Origin of the sequence: Rhodococcus sp. NBC_00297 (assembly GCF_036173065.1) — a bacterium.
In the GTDB taxonomy this organism is placed as follows: Bacteria; Actinomycetota; Actinomycetes; order Mycobacteriales; family Mycobacteriaceae; genus Rhodococcoides.
This window is the reverse complement of the sequence record NZ_CP108041.1, coordinates 313,463-330,849: the sequence shown is the minus strand read 5'-3', so window position 1 is coordinate 330,849 and position 17,387 is coordinate 313,463. Positions and strand designations below refer to the sequence as shown.

The following is a 17,387-nucleotide window of genomic DNA, read 5'->3' as shown; positions in this document are numbered from 1 at the left end:
TCGTCACCGACTCGCCGCTAAGGTATCGAACAACAGTTCTACGTGTTCGAAGGTCCGGAGCGGCCGAATCCGGTGAGGGAGTGGGCGTTGCGTGTCATGGGAGTCGACCCCGGGCTGACCCGGTGTGGACTGAGCCTGGTCGAGTCCGGCGCAGGCAGAGCGGTCACGGCGCTCGACGTCGACGTGGTGCGGACGCCGGCCGACATGGAGCTGGCGCAGAGACTTCTCCTGATCGCCGAGTCCGCCGAGTACTGGCTGGACACCCACCGGCCCACGGTGGTCGCCGTCGAGCGGGTGTTCTCCCAGAACAACGTGCGCACCGCGATGGGCACCGCGCAGGCCGGGGGAGTGATCGCCCTCGCGGCCGCCCGGCGCGGTATCCCGGTCGCCTTCCACACTCCGTCCGAGGTCAAGGCCGCTGTCACCGGGAACGGCACCGCGGACAAGGCTCAGGTGACGGCCATGGTGACCCGCATTCTCGGCATGCAGCAGGCCCCCCGCCCCGCCGACGCCGCCGATGCTCTCGCCCTGGCGATCTGTCACTGCTGGCGGGCACCCATGATGGCGCGGATGGCCGCCGCCGAGGCGCAGGCGGCCGCGGCGAAGGCCGCGTACGAGAAGAAACTGAAGCAGCAGCGCGCGGCCGTGCGGGCCGCCGCGAGGACGGGAGCGCAACCGCGATGATCAGCTCGGTACGGGGCGAGGTGCTCGAGATCGCCCTCGACCACGCGGTGGTGGAAGCGGCAGGCATCGGCTACCGCGTCAATGCGACGCCGGCGACGCTGGCCGGGCTCTCTCGCGGAACCGAGGCGCGCCTGGTCATCTCGATGATCGTGCGCGAGGACTCCATGACGCTGTACGGCTTCGCGGACGCCACGTCGCGCGATCTCTTCGGCCTGCTCCAGACGGTGTCCGGCGTCGGTCCCCGGCTCGCCATGGCCGTGCTCGCCGTCCTCGAACCCGATGCGCTGCGCACCGCGCTGACCGACGGCAACGTCACGGCCCTGATGCGGGTACCGGGTATCGGCAAGCGCGGCGCCGAGCGTCTCGTGGTCGAACTGCGCGACAAGGTGGACGCGGTGGTGTCCGGTCCGGCCGGTGTCGCCGCACCCGGCCACTCGTCGAGCCCGGTGCGTGATCAGGTGGTCGAGGCGCTGCTCGGCCTCGGGTTCCCGGCCAAGCAGGCCGAGCCCGCCGTCGATGCCGTGCTGGCAGACGACCCCGCCGTCGGAACGGCGCAGGCTCTGCGCTCCGCCCTGGTGAGCCTGGGCAGGTCGCGGTGACGGACCCGGACGGCACGGACGACTCACTGGTCACCGCCGAGATGGTGCCGGACGACGGCGATCTCGATGCGAGTCTGCGGCCGAAGTCGCTCGACGACTTCATCGGTCAGCCCCGCGTGCGGGAGCAACTGCAGCTCGTCCTGCAGGGCGCGACGCAACGCGGCGGAACACCGGACCACATCCTGCTGTCCGGTCCGCCCGGACTCGGCAAGACCAGCATGGCGATGATCATCGCGGGGGAGCTGAACTCGGCGCTGCGCCTGACGTCCGGGCCGGCCCTCGAACGAGCGGGAGACCTCGCGGCGATGCTGAGCAACCTCGTCGAGGGTGACGTGCTGTTCATCGACGAGATCCACCGCATCGCGCGGCCGGCCGAGGAGATGCTGTACCTGGCGATGGAAGACTTCCGCGTCGACGTGGTCGTCGGTAAGGGGCCGGGCGCCACCTCGATTCCGCTCGACGTCGCACCGTTCACGCTCGTCGGTGCCACCACCCGGTCCGGCGCCCTCACCGGCCCGCTGCGCGACCGCTTCGGCTTCACCGCGCACATGGATTTCTACGACCCCCCTGAACTGCAGCGCATCCTGACGCGGTCGGCGGGAATCCTCGGAGTGCGCATCGAGGCGGATGCCGCCGCGGAGATCGCGGGACGATCGCGCGGCACACCCCGCATCGCCAACCGCTTGCTGCGCCGGGTGCGGGACTACGCCGAGGTGCGTGCCGACGGCCGCGTGACACTCGAGGTCGCCCGGGCGGCGCTCGAGGTCTACGACGTGGACGAGCTCGGCCTCGATCGCCTCGACCGAGCCGTGCTCGGCGCCCTCGTCCGCAGCTTCGGCGGCGGGCCCGTGGGGGTCTCGACGCTCGCGGTCGCGGTCGGGGAGGAACCGGCCACCGTGGAGGAGGTGTGCGAGCCCTACCTCGTCCGTGCGGGCATGATCGCGCGGACGCCGCGCGGTCGCGTCGCGACGGCCGCCGCCTGGGAGCGGATGGGTCTCACACCCCCGCCGGATCTCGCGGTCGGCGGCATCTCGGTGCGGACGAACGAGCCGCAACGCACGCTCTTCGACGAGACCTGAGCCGGTGGATCCGGACGATCGCGGCGTTTCGGGCGGTCGACACGCCCGATCGCCCGACCGAACGTGGCACACTGAAGGTTCCGAGTCCCAAGATCTAAGGATTGACGTTTCTGATGGAACTGCTGTTTCCGCTTCTCGTTCTCGCCCTGCTCGTGCCCATGTTTCTCGGCATCCGCCGCCAGAAGCGTGAGGTGGCCAAGACGGTCGAGCTGCAGGAAGCGCTGTCCATCGGTGATCGCGTCCTGACCACGTCCGGGCTGCACGGCCTCGTCGACGGACTCACCGAGACCACCGTCGACCTGGAGATCGCTCCCGGCATCATCACCACCTGGTCGCGTGCCGTCGTGCGCGACGTGCTGCCCGACGAGGACGAGCTGGACGAGTCAGGTGCGGAGAACTCCGGTCCGACCAGCGACTTCGAGGACCACAGCGACGCCGGATCGCGCGTCGACAGCCTGGAGAACGGCCTCGGCGGCGCGGACGACGGCCGATCGCAGGCACGACTCACCAAGGAGTGAGACAAAGCGGATACACCGCCCCCGAGGTCGTCCTCGGGGGCGGTGCGTCGTTGTGGAGAGGGTACGGTCGGTCAGGCTCCGGCCGTCCGTGACGCCCGCCGCCGCCGCGCTCCACCCCCGTCCGACCAGCAGCAGGTCCGTCTCCTCCAGCCGGTCCGTCTCACTCAGGAGAAGCACTCACCGTGGCCCCATCCAGCGGATCCTCGTATCCGGTGCGGTATCTCGCCGTGTTCGGCGTCTTCATCGCCCTCGTGTACGTCCTGGTCTTTTTCACCGGTGACAAGTCCCCGACTCCCAAGCTGGGCATCGACCTGCAGGGTGGAACACGCGTCACGCTCACCGCGCGCACGCCCGACGGCAGCGCCCCGAGCCAGGAGAGCCTGCGTCAGGCGCAGCAGATCATCGAGACCCGCGTCAACGGTCTCGGTGTCTCCGGCTCCGAGGTGGTCGTCGACGGTCAGAACCTGGTCATCACGGTTCCCGGCGACGACAGCTCGCAGGCCCGCACACTCGGTCAGACGGCCCGGCTGTACATCCGCCCGGTGCTGACGTCCCAGGCCCCCACTCCGGCGGGCACTCCCGCTCCCGCGGCGACCGACCCCGCTGCCGACCCCGCGGCTGCCGACCCTGCGGCCACCACGGCTCCGGCGACACCGGCGCCGCAGAACCGCCCCTTCCCGGCGCAGGACCCCACGGACACCCCCGCCCCGTCCGAGACACCCGCGCCGTCCGACACCTCCGCCTCCGAGCCCGGTGCCGCCCCGCCCGCGTCGTCGGCGGACGAGACCGCCGACGCGATCGCCGAGGCGAAGGCGCAGCGGCAGAGCACCGACCCGACAGTGCAGCAGCAGGCCATGGCCACGATCGACTGCTCCGCGCCCGACCCCCTGCAGGGCAACGACGATCCGGCCCTGCCGCTCGTCGCCTGCTCCACGGACGGCACCGCGGTCTACATCCTCGAGCCGTCGATCATCGACGGACAGCAGATCGCCGACGCCAGCTCGCAGTTCGACACCCAGCAGTCCCGCAACGTCGTCTCCCTCAGCTTCACCACCGAGGGTGGCAACACCTGGGCTCAGTTCACGTCGGCGAACATCGGCAAGCAGGCCGCGTTCACCCTCGACTCCAAGGTCGTCAGCGCACCGGTCATCCAGGGCGCGACCCCCGCGGGCAGCGCCACGCAGATCACCGGCAATTTCACCGCCGACAGTGCCCGCGAGCTCGCCAACACGCTGAAGTACGGATCGCTGCCGTTGTCGTTCGCCGCCTCCGAGGCGGAGACAGTGTCGGCGACGCTGGGACTCGCGTCGCTCGAGGCAGGCCTGATCGCCGGCGCCATCGGCCTCGTGTTCGTCCTCATCTACTGCCTCCTCTACTACCGCATGCTCGGCATCCTCACGGCGCTGTCGCTGGTGCTGTCGCTGGTCGCCATCTACGGGATCCTCGTACTGCTCGGTCGATGGATCTCGTTCACGCTCGATCTCGCCGGCATCGCCGGTCTGATCATCGGTATCGGTATGACCGCCGACTCGTTCGTGGTGTTCTTCGAGCGCATCAAGGACGAGATACGCGAGGGCCGCAGCTTCCGCTCGGCGGTTCCGCGTGGTTGGGCCCGTGCGCGGCGCACCATCCTGTCCGGCAACGCGGTGAGCTTCATCGCGGCGGCGGTGCTGTACGTGCTCGCCGTCGGTCAGGTGCGCGGCTTCGCGTTCACGCTCGGCCTGTCGACCCTGCTGGACATCGTCATCGTGATCCTCGTGACGTGGCCACTGGTCAATCTCGCCTCGCGGTCCGAGTTCTGGTCCAAGCCGTCGATCAACGGTCTCGGTGCGGTCCAGGAGATCGCCCGCGCGCGCAAACGCGCTGCCGCCGCCAAGACCACCCGCGATGCTGCTACCGCGGCAGCCGGCCCGAGCAAGGAGGCCTGACCCGTGGCCGAGACGACCACCACCACCACCGAGGACACCGTTCCCGACGCACCCGAGGCCGGTCGCGGACTCCTGTCGCGGCTCTACACGGGCACCGGCGCGTTCGACATCATCGGACGCCGTCGCCTCTGGTACGGCGTCACCGCGGCCTTCGTGCTGGTGTCGTTGCTGTCGATCGCGGTCCGCGGCTTCACGCTCGGTATCGATTTCGAGGGCGGCACGCGCGTGCAGTTCCCGGCTCCGCAGGGCGTCGACACCGCGCAGGTCGAGGAGATCTACACCGACACCCTCGGTCAGGACGCCGTCGCCGTCCAGACCGTGGGCACCGGATCCGGCGCCACCGTGCAGATCCGCTCCGAGTCGCTGGACCAGGGGCAGGCGTCCGCGCTGCAGACGGCCCTGTTCGACGCGTTCCAGCCCGCCAACGCGGAGGGTGAGACCACGCGCGATGCGGTCTCCTTCACCGACGTCAGTGAGACCTGGGGTTCCCAGATCACCGACAAGGCGCTGATCGCGCTCGTGGTGTTCCTGGTGATCGTCAGCATCTACATCGCCGTCCGGTACGAGCGGGACATGGCGCTCGCCGGTATCGCGGCCCTGTTCTTCGACATCCTCGTCACGGCGGGTGTCTACTCGCTGGTCGGGTTCGAGGTCACTCCGGCGACCGTCATCGGACTGCTGACCATTCTGGGCTTCTCGCTGTACGACTCCGTGGTGGTGTTCGACAAGGTCGAGGAGAACACTCGCGGCATCCTGCACCTCAACAGGCGCACCTATGCCGAGCAGGCCAACCTCGCGGTGAACCAGACGCTGATGCGCTCGATCAACACCACCGTCATCAGCGTGCTCCCTGTCATCGCCCTCATCGTCATCGCGGTCTGGTTGCTGGGTGTGGGGACGTTGAAGGATCTCGCACTGGTCCAGCTCGTCGGCATCGTCATCGGCGCCTACTCGTCGATCTTCTTCGCGACCCCGCTGGTGGTCACGCTGAAGGAACGGTGGGGCCCGGTCGCGGCGCACACGAAGAAGGTGCTCGCGAAGCGCGAGGGCACCACGCGTCCGCGCGCCGAGAGCGCGGTTCCGGCCGGCGCCAGTTCCACGGCGACCGCCACGGCAACGGATGCTCCGGCCAAGACCGCACGCACTGCGGCCGCGGCGCCTCGCGCAGGCGCGCGCCCGACGGGTAAGCGCGGCAAGCGGAGGAGCTGACATGCGTGCGTCGTCAGGGGTCAGGACAGGCGTCGCCGTCGCGGCGCTCGCCGCGATCACGGCCACGACACTCGTGGCGTGCGGCGACGAGGACACCCGCATCCCGTCCATCGGCTACGCCGTCGACAACACCGTCACCACCTACAACGGCGGAACCGTCGCCGGATCGGTCTCGGCTGCGCCGCAGGCCTTCTCGCGAGTCCTGCCCGGATTCGCGCTCACAGCCCCGAGCGGCGGTGCCGTGAGCGACACCGACATCGGGACGGCCGTGGAGGTACCCGGCGAGCAGCAGGTGGTCACCTACACGCTCGCCGCGCCCGCCGTGTGGTCCGACGGTGTGCCGATGACGTGCGACGACCTCGTGCTGGCGTGGGCCGCACGCAGCGGCCGGACAGCCGCGGACGGAGCGCCGCTCTTCGACGCCGCGTCCACCGCCGGTTACACCGACATCGAACGCATCGACTGCGCTCCCGCGGACAAGGTCGCGACCGTGACGTTCCGCTCGGGACGCGGGTACGTCGAGTGGCAGTCCCTCTTCGGCGCCGGGACGATGATGCCCGCACACGTCGCGGCCCGCATCGCCGGCGTGCCGGACGTGGTGAGCACCCTCGCCGGCGGTGACCAGGACGCACTGCGGCGCGTCGCGGACGTCTGGAACACCGGATGGAACCTCACCCCGGCGGAGGGGGAGGACGTCGGAACCGTCGACCCGGCGGTCTTCGTGTCGTCCGGGCCCTTCCGCATCGAGTCGTACTCGGTCGAGAACGGTCTCGCGCTCGTACCCAACGAACGGTGGTGGGGTGTTCCCGCCGCCACGGATCGTGTCGTCGTGTGGCCCAAGGGCGCCGACATCGCGGCCAAGGCGGCATCGGGCGACATCGAGGTCGTCGACGCCGACGGCGGCACGGCGACGCCCGACGGCTTCACGTCGACGGCTCAGCCGTCATTCGGCGTCGAGCAGTTGACCATGGCCACGTCCGGTGTCTTCGTCGACCCGGCCGCACGCCGCGCCTTCGCTGCGTGCGTTCCCCGCGGCGAGCTGTACGCGCAGCACGGCCACCCCGGATACGAGGCGGAGACCGGCCGCGGGTCCGGCATCGTCGACAGCCGGACCACCCTTCCCGCGACGCTGCCCTACCGCTCGGTGGCGGCCACCGCGGCGGAGCGGTACCGCACCGCGGACGTCGCCGGGGTGACCGCGGGTCTCGCCGAAGCGGGTCTGACCGACCCCATCGTCCGCGTGGGCTACCTGGGGCCCGACGAGCGCCGCGCGGCCGTCGTCGCCGCCATCGCATCGTCCTGCGCACCTCTCGGCATCGAGATCGTGGACGCGTCGTCGCCGACCTTCTCGCCGCTCGCTCTGCGCGACGGGGAAGTGGACGCCGTCCTGGCCTCCACCGCCGGACAGGCGGGTGCGTCGGGCACGTCCTCCGCCGATCCCGGTCGCTTCGCCCTGCGCGGCGGACAGGGCGTCAACGTCGGCGGCTACGCCAACGGGCGTCTCGACGAGCTGATCGATCGCCTGGCCGTCGACCAGTCCGACGCCACCGTGCTCGCCGCGGCGGTCGAGGCGGAGAACATCCTGTGGACCGACATGCCCACCCTCCCGCTCTACAACGCGCCGCGCGTCACCGCGGTGGCGTCCGGAATGCGTGGTGTGGAGTCGAACCCGACGGTCGCGGGTGCGGGATGGAACATGGACAAGTGGATACTCGTCGGATGAGTACACCCGGATCGAGCAGCCCCACCACGAGCGCACCCGGTGGATCGGACGTCGTCGCCCGGTTGACGCGCTGGGCCGACGACTTCCCCACGCCGGGAGTGCGCTTCGCCGACCTCACGCCCGTGTTCGCCGACGCGGAGGGGCTGCGCACCGTGGTGGACTCGCTCGCCGAGGCGGGCCGTGACGCCGACGTCGTGGCCGGTATCGACGCGCGCGGCTTCCTGCTCGGTGCCGGCGTCGCGCTGGCGTTGAACACCGGCGTGATCGCCGTCCGCAAGGCGGGGAAGTTACCCCCGCCGGTGCACCGGCAGTCGTACGAACTCGAGTACGGCACGGCGGAGCTCGAGATCTCCGCCGAGGGCATCGCGCTCGAGGGGCGCCGCGTACTCGTCGTCGACGACGTGCTCGCGACCGGCGGCACACTCGAGGCCGCCGCCGAACTGTTGACGCGGTGCGGAGCCATCGTGGTGGGTGCCGCCGTCGTTCTCGAGGTGGAAGTTCTGGGCGGCCGCGAGCGTTGGAAGCATGGACCGCTCACGACATTGGGCGTCGTCTGAGCATCCGACCTCGAGAAGATGTGAGGGCGTGCGCTGTGCGCTCCGGTGACGGCGGATAGAGTCGGGTCTCTCGAGCAGCTGAGGAGGTGTCGATCATGACGCGATACATCGGTCGTACCGCCGAGGAGTCCGCAGCAGTGCCGCCTGCCGCGGGGGAGTCCCTGCCGTCCGACGCCGTCCTGCCTGCCGACGCTGCTGCTGACGAGGCCGCGACGGAGCCCGTGCCCTCCAGGGCGGAGCCTGCCGATCCGACAGCGCGCACCGATGCCCTGACACCGGAGCCGGTCGCACCCGCCGCGGAGCCCGTGCCCGATCCGGCACCCTCCTCCGCCACCCCCACTGCGCCGTCGTCCGCGTCCCGGCGCGTTCGTGCGCGGCTGGCCCGCCGCATCACCGCGCAGCGCAACACCGCGGTCAAGCCGGTGCTCGAGCCGTTGGCCGGCACCCACCGGTCGATGTACCCGAAGGCGGACCTCGGGCTGCTGCAACGCGCGTACGACGTGGCCGACGAGCGGCACGCCACGCAGATGCGCAAGTCGGGTGACCCGTACATCACGCACCCGCTCGCGGTCGCCAACATCCTGGCCGAGCTGGGAATGGACACCACGACGCTCGTCGCGGCGCTGCTGCACGACACCGTCGAGGACACCGGCTACTCGCTGGACCAGCTGCGCACCGAGTTCGGCGACGAGGTCGCCCATCTCGTCGACGGCGTGACGAAGCTCGACAAGGTCGCGCTCGGCACCGCCGCCGAAGGCGAGACCATCCGCAAGATGATCATCGCGATGGCGCGGGATCCGCGGGTGCTGGTCATCAAGGTGGCCGACCGGCTGCACAACATGCGTACGATGCGCTTCCTGCCGCCGGAGAAGCAGGCGCGCAAGGCGAAGGAGACCCTCGAGGTCATCGCACCTCTCGCGCACCGCCTCGGCATGGCGACGGTCAAGTGGGAGCTCGAGGACCTCGCGTTCGCGATCCTGCACCCCAAGAAGTACGACGAGATCGTGCGCCTCGTCGCCGACCGGGCCCCGTCACGCGACACCTATCTCGCCAAGGTGCGCGCCGAGATCAACGCGACCCTGTCGGCCTCCCGCATCAGTGCCGTGGTCGAGGGTCGGCCCAAGCACTACTGGTCGATCTACCAGAAGATGATCGTCAAGGGCCGCGACTTCGACGACATCCACGATCTGGTCGGCGTGCGCATCCTGTGCGACGAGATCCGGGACTGCTACGCCGCCGTCGGCGTGGTCCACTCGCTGTGGCAGCCGATGGCCGGACGGTTCAAGGACTACATCGCGCAGCCGCGCTACGGGGTCTACCAGTCGCTGCACACCACGGTCGTCGGTCCCGAGGGCAAGCCTCTCGAGGTGCAGATCCGCACCCGCGACATGCATCGCACCGCCGAGTTCGGCATCGCCGCGCACTGGCGATACAAGGAGACGAAGGGCCGTCACTCCGGTGACGCGACGGAGCTCGACGACATGGCGTGGATGCGCCAGCTACTCGACTGGCAGCGGGAGGCCGCGGATCCGGGGGAGTTCCTCGAGTCGCTGCGGTACGACCTCGCGGTCAAGGAGATCTTCGTCTTCACCCCCAAGGGCGACGTGGTGACCCTGCCCGCCGGATCGTGTCCCGTGGACTTCGCCTACGCCGTGCACACCGAGGTGGGGCACCGGTGCATCGGTGCCCGCGTCAACGGGCGCCTCGTCGCGCTGGAGCGTCAGCTCGACAACGGCGAGGTGGTCGAGGTCTTCACCTCGAAGGCCCCGACAGCCGGACCGAGCCGCGACTGGGCCACCTTCGTCGCGTCGCCGCGTGCGAAGACCAAGATCCGCCAGTGGTTCGCCAAGGAACGTCGCGAGGAAGCGCTCGAGGCCGGCAAGGACGCCATCGCCAAGGAGGTGCGGCGCGGGGGACTTCCGTTGCAGCGCTTGATGAACGGCGAGTCCATGTCGGCCATCGCGCACGAGCTGCGGTATGTCGATGTCTCGGCTCTCTACACCGCGGTGGGGGAGAACCACGTCTCGGCGCAGCACGTCGTGCAGCGTCTCGTCGCTCACCTCGGCGGTGTCGGCGATGTCGAGGAGGAACTGGCCGAGCGGTCCACCCCGTCCACCATTCCCACCCGTCCGCGCCGCGTCGGCGACGCAGGGGTCATGGTGTCGGGTGCGGACGGCGTCGTCGCCAAGCTGGCGAAGTGCTGCACCCCGGTGCCGGGAGACGACATCATGGGCTTCGTCACCCGCGGTGGCTCGGTGAGCGTGCACCGCACCGATTGCACCAACGCCGGGTCGCTGCAGACGCAGTCGGAGCGGCTGATCGAGGTCGAGTGGGCCCCGTCGCCGTCGTCGGTGTTCCTCGTCGCGATCCAGATCGAGGCACTCGATCGCCACCGTCTGCTCTCCGACGTCACGAAGGCGCTGGCCGACGAGAAGGTCAACATCCTGTCGGCGTCGGTGACCACCTCGGGCGATCGGGTCGCCATCTCGAAGTTCACCTTCGAGATGGGTGATCCCAAGCATCTGGGCCACGTGCTCAACGTGGTGCGCAACGTCGAGGGCGTGTACGACGTGTACCGCCTGACCTCGGCGGCCTAGAGCTCGACACACCCCCGGCGAGTACGTCCGACGTGTCGTGATCCCGTCCGGAATCACGACACTGTCGGCGTACTCGCGGGAGTGTGCGGGGTGAGCCGTCAGGCCAGGTCGAGCCGCACCGTGTTCAGGGTGGTCGCGAGAGCCGGCGCACCGTCCTGCGCGCCACCCTCGACGCCCGCTGCGGCGATCTTGTCGAGCGTCGCGAGGCCGGTCTCGTCGATCGTGCCGAACACCGTGTAGTTCGGGGGCAGCTGCGAATCGCCGAACACGAGGAAGAACTGGCTGCCGTTGGTGTCGGCGCCGGCGTTCGCCATCGCGATGGTTCCGCGGGGGTACAGGACGGGCGACTGCAACGCGGCCGGATCGTCGGCGTACTGGTCCGTGGGGAACTCGTTGGCGTACTGGTAGCCCGGGCCGCCCGTTCCGGCGCCGGTCGGGTCACCGCACTGCAGGACCTTCAGGCTGTCGGCCGTGGTCAGACGGTGGCAGGGAGTGGCGTCGTAATAGTTCTGCCCGGCCAGCGAGGCGAAGCTGTTCACGGTGCACGGCGCCTTCGTGGCGTCCAGCGACAGGCCGATCGGACCCTGCGAGGTGTCCATGCTGACGCTGACGTTGTCGTCCGTGGTGGGCACGTTCTCGGTCTGCGGAGCGTTCGCCGGCTTCGCGGCAGTGCCGCCCGCAGGGTAGGAGCAGCTCACGGTCTCGGGCAGCGGTTCCGAGCGGCCGGCGGGCAGCATGCCCTCCGGAGTCGCGTTCTCGCTGGTGGGGGAGTCGGAGGCCTCGACGGCGGTGTCGTCGTCGCCGCGTGTCACACCGATGGCGACAGCGACGCCGCCGATGACGACGACCAGTCCGATGACGGCGGCGGCGATGGTCGCCTGCTTGCGTCGTCGCGCCCGAGCGGCACGGTTCTCGAGCTGGCGTTCGAGCTTGCGCTTGGCAGCGTCACGTCGTTGTTCGTTCGTCGGCACGGTTGGCGTTCCTCTTCTCGCTGGAGCGGGTGAGCAGCAGAAGTGTGCCAGGCTTCCCTGAGAGGCACCTGACCCGGTGGACGGCCGAGGTGCCTGCCCCACGTTCCGGGGCGCCCGGTCGCACCGCCTACGCTGGTGGCATTCGTCCGATCGCGGATCGCTGCACCGCAAAGCATGAGGAGTCCTTCACTGTGCGTGTCACCGGATTCCCCGCCGGCATGTTCCAGACGAACTGCTACGTCGTCAGTCGGGACGAGGGGACGGACTGCATCGTCGTCGATCCCGGCCAGGACGCCGCGGCGCCGCTCTACTCGTTCCTCGACGACGCGGGCCTGACGCCCATCGCAGTGCTCCTCACGCACGGCCACCTCGATCACATGTGGGACGCGACGCCGGTGTGCGCGCGCTTCGACATTCCCCTGTACGTCCATCCCGACGACCGCCACATGCTCACCGATCCGGCGTCCGGTATCGGCCCGGTCCTGGCGCCGCTGATCGCGCACTCCACCTTCGAGGAGCCCGCGACGGTGGTGGAACTGGCGCACGGCGACGTTCTCGACGTGGCCGGACTCGGTGTCACCGTCGCGCACACGCCCGGTCACACCCGTGGCTCCGTCGTCTTCCGTCTCGACGGGGGCGAGCAGCAGGTGATCTTCTCGGGGGACACGCTCTTCGCGGGATCGATCGGCCGCTCCGATCTGCCCGGCGGCGATCACGAGCAGTTGCTCGCCTCGATCGCCGAGCACCTGCTGTGCCTCGACGACGAGACCGCCGTGTTGCCCGGACACGGCGAGTCCACCACCATCGGCGCGGAACGCGGCAGCAACCCGTTCCTCGTGGGACTCGGTGGTGTGCGATGACCGGCGACACACAGCGCATCCAGCCGTTCGCCGCCCCCAAGGGCGTCCCGGACTACCTGCCACCCGACTCCGCGACCTTCGTGGCCGTGCGCGACGGTCTCACCGCCGCTGCCCGGGCCGCGGGCTACGGCCACATCGAGCTCCCCATCTTCGAGGACACGGCGCTGTTCGCACGCGGCGTGGGTGAGTCCACCGACGTGGTGAGCAAGGAGATGTACACCTTCGCCGACAAGGGTGACCGCAGTGTCACGCTGCGACCCGAGGGCACCGCCGGCGTGATGCGCGCGGTCATCGAGCACAGTCTCGACCGCGGAGCGCTCCCGGTGAAGGTCAGCTACTCCGGCCCGTTCTTCCGCTACGAGCGCCCCCAGGCCGGTCGGTACCGGCAGCTGCAGCAGGTCGGCGTCGAGGCCATCGGGGTCGACGATCCTGCGCTCGACGCCGAGGTCATCGCCGTGGCCGACAGTGGCTTCCGGAGCGTCGGTCTCACCGGTTTCCGGCTCGAGCTCACCTCGCTCGGCGACGAGACCTGCCGCCCGCAGTACCGGGAGCTGTTGCAGGACTTCCTGTTCGGTCTCGAGCTGGACGAGGACACGCGTCGCCGCGCCGAGATCAATCCGCTCCGCGTCCTGGACGACAAGCGACCGCACGTCCGTGAGATGACGGCCGACGCACCGTTGATGATGGACCACCTGTCGGAGTCGGCTCGCGTCCACTTCGACACCGTGCGTGCCCATCTCGACGCGATGGGCGTGCCGTACGTGGTCAATCCGCGCATGGTGCGCGGTCTCGACTACTACACGAAGACCACCTTCGAGTTCGTCCACGACGGTCTCGGTGCGCAGTCCGGCATCGGCGGCGGTGGACGGTACGACGGCCTCATGGCGCAGCTCGGCGGGCAGCCCCTGTCGGGCATCGGTTTCGGTCTCGGCGTGGACCGCACGGTGCTCGCTCTCGCGGCCGAGGGCGTCGCGCCCGCGTCGACGGCCCGGTGCGAGGTGTACGGCGTGCCCATGGGTCCGGAGGCCAAGCTGCGTCTCGCGGTGATCGCCCGGGAACTTCGGGCCGCCGGCGTCCGCGTGGACCTCTCCTACGGCGACCGCGGAATGAAGGGCGCCATGAAGGGTGCCGACCGTTCCGGTGCCCGCCTCGCGCTGGTGCTCGGTGATCGCGATCTCGAGGCCGGAGAGATCGGCCTGAAGGACCTGGCGACCGGCGAGCAGTCGTCGATCCCGTTGTCCGAGGCCACCGCTCGCGTGTGTGCCACGCTGTCGCCAGTGAGCTGACCATGGCCGACAGAGGGCTGGTGGCGCTCGATCTGGTGCCGCCGGAGCTCATCGTTCCGCGGCTCCGCGTCGCCGGTGCGGTGTTCGCCGTGGTCGGTGCCGTGCTCGGTGTCGTCGCCGGACTGTTGATCTCGCCGTACGTCGGTGTCGCTCTGGGAGCTGCGCTCGTCGCCACGGCAGGGTTCGCCGTCGTGTCGGGCGGCCGCAGACGCGTGTGGATCGATCACGGTGTGGTGAGCCGGCGCGGGTCGTTCCGCGTGCGACGGGTCAACCTGTCGGACGCGACGAAGGTCGAGGTCCTCGTGCGGGTCGCGCGCGTCAGCCAGGTGCTGATCCGTGTCGGCGACTCGTCCGGCGACGTCACGGTCGGCGTGGCGATGTACACGACCGACGGCGGTCGCGAACTGCAGCCGATCGCGCTGCGCGCGGTGGCGGACGGACTGGCCTCGTCCCCGCTCGCGTCGGCTCTGGCGCTGTCGTCGGTACTGGTGACCCAGCTTCGCGCCGAAGCCCGCGAGGCCGGGCTGTCGGAGCGCCCGCTCTATCGGGCGATCGACGTGGTCCGCACGTCCGGGCGAGCCCCGGCGACCGTGCTCACCGACGCCGAGGTCGCGGCTCTCACCGACTGATCGGCCGAGCGGCGTCGAGCAGTGTCGTGGCCGTGTCACGCAGCGACGCCGTCGAGCCCGTCCACCCCAGCACGCGCACCGCGGCGTCGGCGATCGTGTCGGGCGTCGCGAGGGAGTGCCGCGTCGATTCCGCATCGGACCGGGTGCTGATCACCGATTCGACGATGCGGAACGGGAGGGGTATGAGTTCCTCGGAGACCACCAGCGTGCCGATATCGACGAGAGCGTCCCGCGACAGCGAGGCGTAGAGCGCCATGAGGTCGGAGCGACGAGTGCGGAACTGTTCGAACCGTGCGCTGCGCAGTTCGGGGACGAGGTACAGGGCGCCGAGGTTCCATTGCGAGGTCATGAGCTGGTCCGCGTCGAACCACACCAGGGCATACAGCGCGCTCGGAGCGTCGGCCGCGGCGTCGCGCAGCGCCTGCGCACAGGCCAGGGGTGCGTCGACGGTCCCCACCAGCAGCGCCGCGAGCATGTCGTCCTTGGTGGCGAAGTGGTGATACAGCGACGCCTGCCGGACCCCGACCGCGTCGGCGATCATGCGGGTGGAGGTGCTGGTGACACCCCGCGTCGTGAACAACTCCGCCGCCGCGTCGAGGATCTCCTCCCGCGCCGTGGCTCCCGGTCGCTTACGGGTGGTGAGCCGGGGACGCCCGGCACCGGTGGTGGTCATCGACTACGTGACCAGGAACGCGTCGACCACGGACTGGGTGCCCTGACGCGAGCCGGAGGTGACGATCACGGCCCTGTTCAGGTAGGCGAGCGTCCGGATCGACGTGGACACCGTGAGGGTGCCGCGGAAGTAGTAGAGAGCGGACTCGACGTCCTCCCCGCGATCGAGGGCCTCGACGACCTCGGCCGATCCGAAACGTACGGAGTTCAGCGTCAACCGCATCACGGCGCCCGGGTCGTCCGACTTGACGTCGGCCAACAGGTCGGTGGAATACGTGGTCGATCCGTCCGCTCGGACGTGGGCGTGCTCGGCACCGACGGCGCGGACGACGGCCTCGACCCCGGGCCCACTCAGCACACCACCCACGACCGGTGCCACGGACTCCGCGCCGACGGGAGTGTCGCCGAGCTGCACCGGATCCGCGGTGCGCAACACGATGCGCAGCAGCGGCTCGAGCGTGGGAGCGGTCGGTTCGATCGACGCGGACGGGTCCGTGGGTTCGGTCACGCGCTCGACCGTATCCGATCCACCTGGTGCCCTCCTGCCGACTTCCCGGCCGGGCTCCGCCCTCCCCGCCTACTTCCCGGCCGGGCTCCGCCCTCCCCGCCTACTTCCCGGCCGGGCTCCGCCCTCCCCGCCTACTTCCCGGCCGGGCTCCGCCCTCCCCGCCTACTTCCCGGCCGGGCTCCGCCCTCCCCGCCTACTTCCCGGCCGGGCTCCGCCCTCCCCGCTCCGACGCCCGGCGCCACGCGCTGAACGACCGCACCGACGATCGGGTCGGACGCACCAACCACGGCCACGGGTGCACCTCCACCGGATCGAGGGCGGCCGCGATGCGTGCCCACCCCGGTACCGGGGCGTGGGTCGCGGCGAGGCGCCGTCCGGCGAGCTCCTCGGTGACCCGTCCGCGCCGTACCTCCAGAGGCCGGACGGCGGCGAGCTCGCCGAGTGTCTCGGCGAGGAAGACCAGTCGCTTGCCGGACAATTGCAACCGTCGGAGCAGCGGCTCGTCGAACACGAACACCGCGGGGCGGGCGTCGTCGGCCGCGAGGGCCGGATCCGCGCTGCCGAGCGACTCCGCCGTCAGCCACACCTCGTCGCCGTCCTCACCCACGGTGTCCGCGGGGCCGGCCGGGGTGTCGCCGGTGGCCAGGCTCGGTCCGTCGACCGACGGGCCGAGAGCGGCCGTCGGCCAGTCCTGAATGGGACACGCTGACGACAGCGCGCACGATCGGCACAGGCTGGGTGCGCGTTTCTCCACCTGCCAACGACTGAACCCGTAGACCTTGCCGCTGCCGGTACCGACGGTCCACTGCCAGCCGAGTCGGTTGGCCGCCCTCGAGCCGTCGAGGAGATGGGTGAACATCTCGTCCTCGCCGTCCCGCCATGTCGCGCCGGCCCGCACGGCCCACTGCGACGCCAGCCACATGCGCGTCTGGTTCACCAGCCACCCGTCCTCGTGCAGCTCGTCGACGACGGACTCCATGCAGCGCATCCGGGCCGGCCACGGATCGTCGGACCAGGTGTCGTGCGCCGAGACGGCCGGACGGGGCTGCTCGCGCGTGAGTGACGCCCCCAGGTGCGAGCCCACCCGTGCGTACAGGTGGCGGGCGTACTCCTGCCACAGCAACTCGTCGCGGTAACGAGACCGGTCCCGGGTCGGCGCGTCCGCCACCGCGTCCCACACCTCGCTCAGCGTGAGCAGGCCGTGCCGGATGTACGGCGACATGCGACTCGCCCCGCGCCGCGACGGCGGTTCCACCGTGCTGCGGGACCGGGCGTAGCCCGTGATGTCCAGGCTCGCGAGAGCGGCGTCGGCTGCCGACTGTCCGCCGCGCAGACCGCCCGCCCGGATCTCCTCGGGCTCTTCGAGGGTGAGGTCACCGAGGTGCTCGGCGACCCAGGCGACGACATCGTCGGACCGGGCGCCGTCAGCAGGTGACGGGGGAGTCGGGAGGAGGGCCATGTCCACCGACACTACCGAAGAGTTGACACCTCGATAGAACGGATGTTCGACTGTCTGCGAATCGTCGATCGATCGTGTGTTCGAGGCATCGGTGTGCCGGGGTCGCCG

16 protein-coding genes are annotated in these 17,387 nt (G+C 70.2%); 12 read left to right on the top strand and 4 right to left on the bottom strand.

The window, feature by feature from the left end:
- The first annotated feature begins 87 nt into the window (after positions 1 to 87).
- From ruvC to OG947_RS01415, 9 genes are all read left to right on the top strand, one after another.
- Positions 88 to 684 (top strand): crossover junction endodeoxyribonuclease RuvC, encoded by a 597-nt coding sequence (ruvC, locus tag OG947_RS01455; protein WP_027505226.1) that lies wholly within the window; start codon positions 88 to 90, stop codon positions 682 to 684.
- The gene (gene ruvA / locus OG947_RS01450) at positions 681 to 1,283 is read left to right on the top strand and encodes a Holliday junction branch migration protein RuvA (protein WP_285185028.1); all 603 of its coding nucleotides are present in this window, start codon (positions 681 to 683) and stop codon (positions 1,281 to 1,283) included. Before ruvC ends, ruvA begins: the two co-directional genes overlap by 4 nt.
- A 41-nt stretch (positions 1,284 to 1,324) precedes the next feature.
- On the top strand, positions 1,325 to 2,362 hold the full coding sequence (ruvB, locus tag OG947_RS01445) for a Holliday junction branch migration DNA helicase RuvB (protein ID WP_328813942.1): 1,038 nt from the start codon (positions 1,325 to 1,327) through the stop codon (positions 2,360 to 2,362).
- A gap of 113 nt (positions 2,363 to 2,475) precedes the next feature.
- Complete coding sequence (gene yajC, locus OG947_RS01440) at positions 2,476 to 2,880, top strand: preprotein translocase subunit YajC (protein WP_222631004.1); 405 nt, start codon at positions 2,476 to 2,478, stop codon at positions 2,878 to 2,880.
- A 182-nt stretch (positions 2,881 to 3,062) separates the two neighbouring features.
- Entirely contained in the window at positions 3,063 to 4,808 is a 1,746-nt protein-coding gene (gene secD / locus OG947_RS01435; RefSeq protein ID WP_051613210.1) for a protein translocase subunit SecD, read from the top strand.
- Between the two features lie 72 nt (positions 4,809 to 4,880).
- Entirely contained in the window at positions 4,881 to 6,017 is a 1,137-nt protein-coding gene (gene secF / locus OG947_RS01430) for a protein translocase subunit SecF (RefSeq protein WP_328813941.1), read from the top strand.
- A 1-nt stretch (position 6,018) separates the two neighbouring features.
- Positions 6,019 to 7,740 carry an ABC transporter substrate-binding protein gene (locus OG947_RS01425; protein WP_328812963.1) on the top strand — a complete coding sequence of 574 codons (1,722 nt, stop codon included), beginning with the start codon at positions 6,019 to 6,021 and terminating at the stop codon, positions 7,738 to 7,740.
- Positions 7,737 to 8,297: an adenine phosphoribosyltransferase gene (locus OG947_RS01420; protein WP_027505231.1), complete on the top strand. Its 561-nt coding sequence runs from the start codon at positions 7,737 to 7,739 to the stop codon at positions 8,295 to 8,297. The genes OG947_RS01425 and OG947_RS01420 overlap by 4 nt, the downstream gene beginning before the upstream one ends.
- A 95-nt stretch (positions 8,298 to 8,392) precedes the next feature.
- Positions 8,393 to 10,894 carry a RelA/SpoT family protein gene (locus tag OG947_RS01415; RefSeq protein ID WP_328812962.1) on the top strand — a complete coding sequence of 834 codons (2,502 nt, stop codon included), beginning with the start codon at positions 8,393 to 8,395 and terminating at the stop codon, positions 10,892 to 10,894.
- Positions 10,895 to 10,992: 98 nt separating this feature from the next.
- On the opposite strand, the gene OG947_RS01410 is transcribed toward OG947_RS01415, so the two are convergent.
- On the bottom strand, positions 10,993 to 11,865 hold the full coding sequence (locus OG947_RS01410; RefSeq protein WP_027505233.1) for a peptidylprolyl isomerase: 873 nt from the start codon (positions 11,863 to 11,865) through the stop codon (positions 10,993 to 10,995).
- A gap of 191 nt (positions 11,866 to 12,056) precedes the next feature.
- Here OG947_RS01410 and OG947_RS01405 point away from each other — a divergent pair, with 191 nt between their 5' ends.
- From OG947_RS01405 to OG947_RS01395, 3 genes are read left to right on the top strand one after another with little or no spacing between them, the layout of a single operon-like run.
- Positions 12,057 to 12,725, top strand: coding sequence for an MBL fold metallo-hydrolase (locus tag OG947_RS01405; RefSeq protein ID WP_027505234.1), 669 nt, complete (start codon positions 12,057 to 12,059; stop codon positions 12,723 to 12,725).
- Positions 12,722 to 14,011, top strand: a complete 1,290-nt coding sequence (hisS, locus tag OG947_RS01400) for a histidine--tRNA ligase (RefSeq protein WP_328812961.1) — start codon at positions 12,722 to 12,724, stop codon at positions 14,009 to 14,011. The genes OG947_RS01405 and hisS overlap by 4 nt, the downstream gene beginning before the upstream one ends.
- Positions 14,012 to 14,013: 2 nt before the next feature.
- On the top strand, positions 14,014 to 14,640 hold the full coding sequence (locus OG947_RS01395; protein WP_027505236.1) for a hypothetical protein: 627 nt from the start codon (positions 14,014 to 14,016) through the stop codon (positions 14,638 to 14,640).
- On the opposite strand, the gene OG947_RS01390 is transcribed toward OG947_RS01395, so the two are convergent.
- The 3 genes from OG947_RS01390 to OG947_RS01380 form a co-directional block, all read right to left on the bottom strand.
- Positions 14,630 to 15,313: a TetR/AcrR family transcriptional regulator gene (locus tag OG947_RS01390; protein WP_328812960.1), complete on the bottom strand. Its 684-nt coding sequence runs from the start codon at positions 15,311 to 15,313 to the stop codon at positions 14,630 to 14,632. The two genes, OG947_RS01395 and OG947_RS01390, sit on opposite strands and share 11 nt — an antisense overlap.
- Before the next feature lie 3 nt (positions 15,314 to 15,316).
- The gene (locus OG947_RS01385; protein WP_328812959.1) at positions 15,317 to 15,820 is read right to left on the bottom strand and encodes a DUF3237 domain-containing protein; all 504 of its coding nucleotides are present in this window, start codon (positions 15,818 to 15,820) and stop codon (positions 15,317 to 15,319) included.
- Between the two features lie 193 nt (positions 15,821 to 16,013).
- Complete coding sequence (locus OG947_RS01380; RefSeq protein ID WP_328812957.1) at positions 16,014 to 17,279, bottom strand: FAD-binding domain-containing protein; 1,266 nt, start codon at positions 17,277 to 17,279, stop codon at positions 16,014 to 16,016.
- Positions 17,280 to 17,387 lie beyond the last annotated feature (108 nt).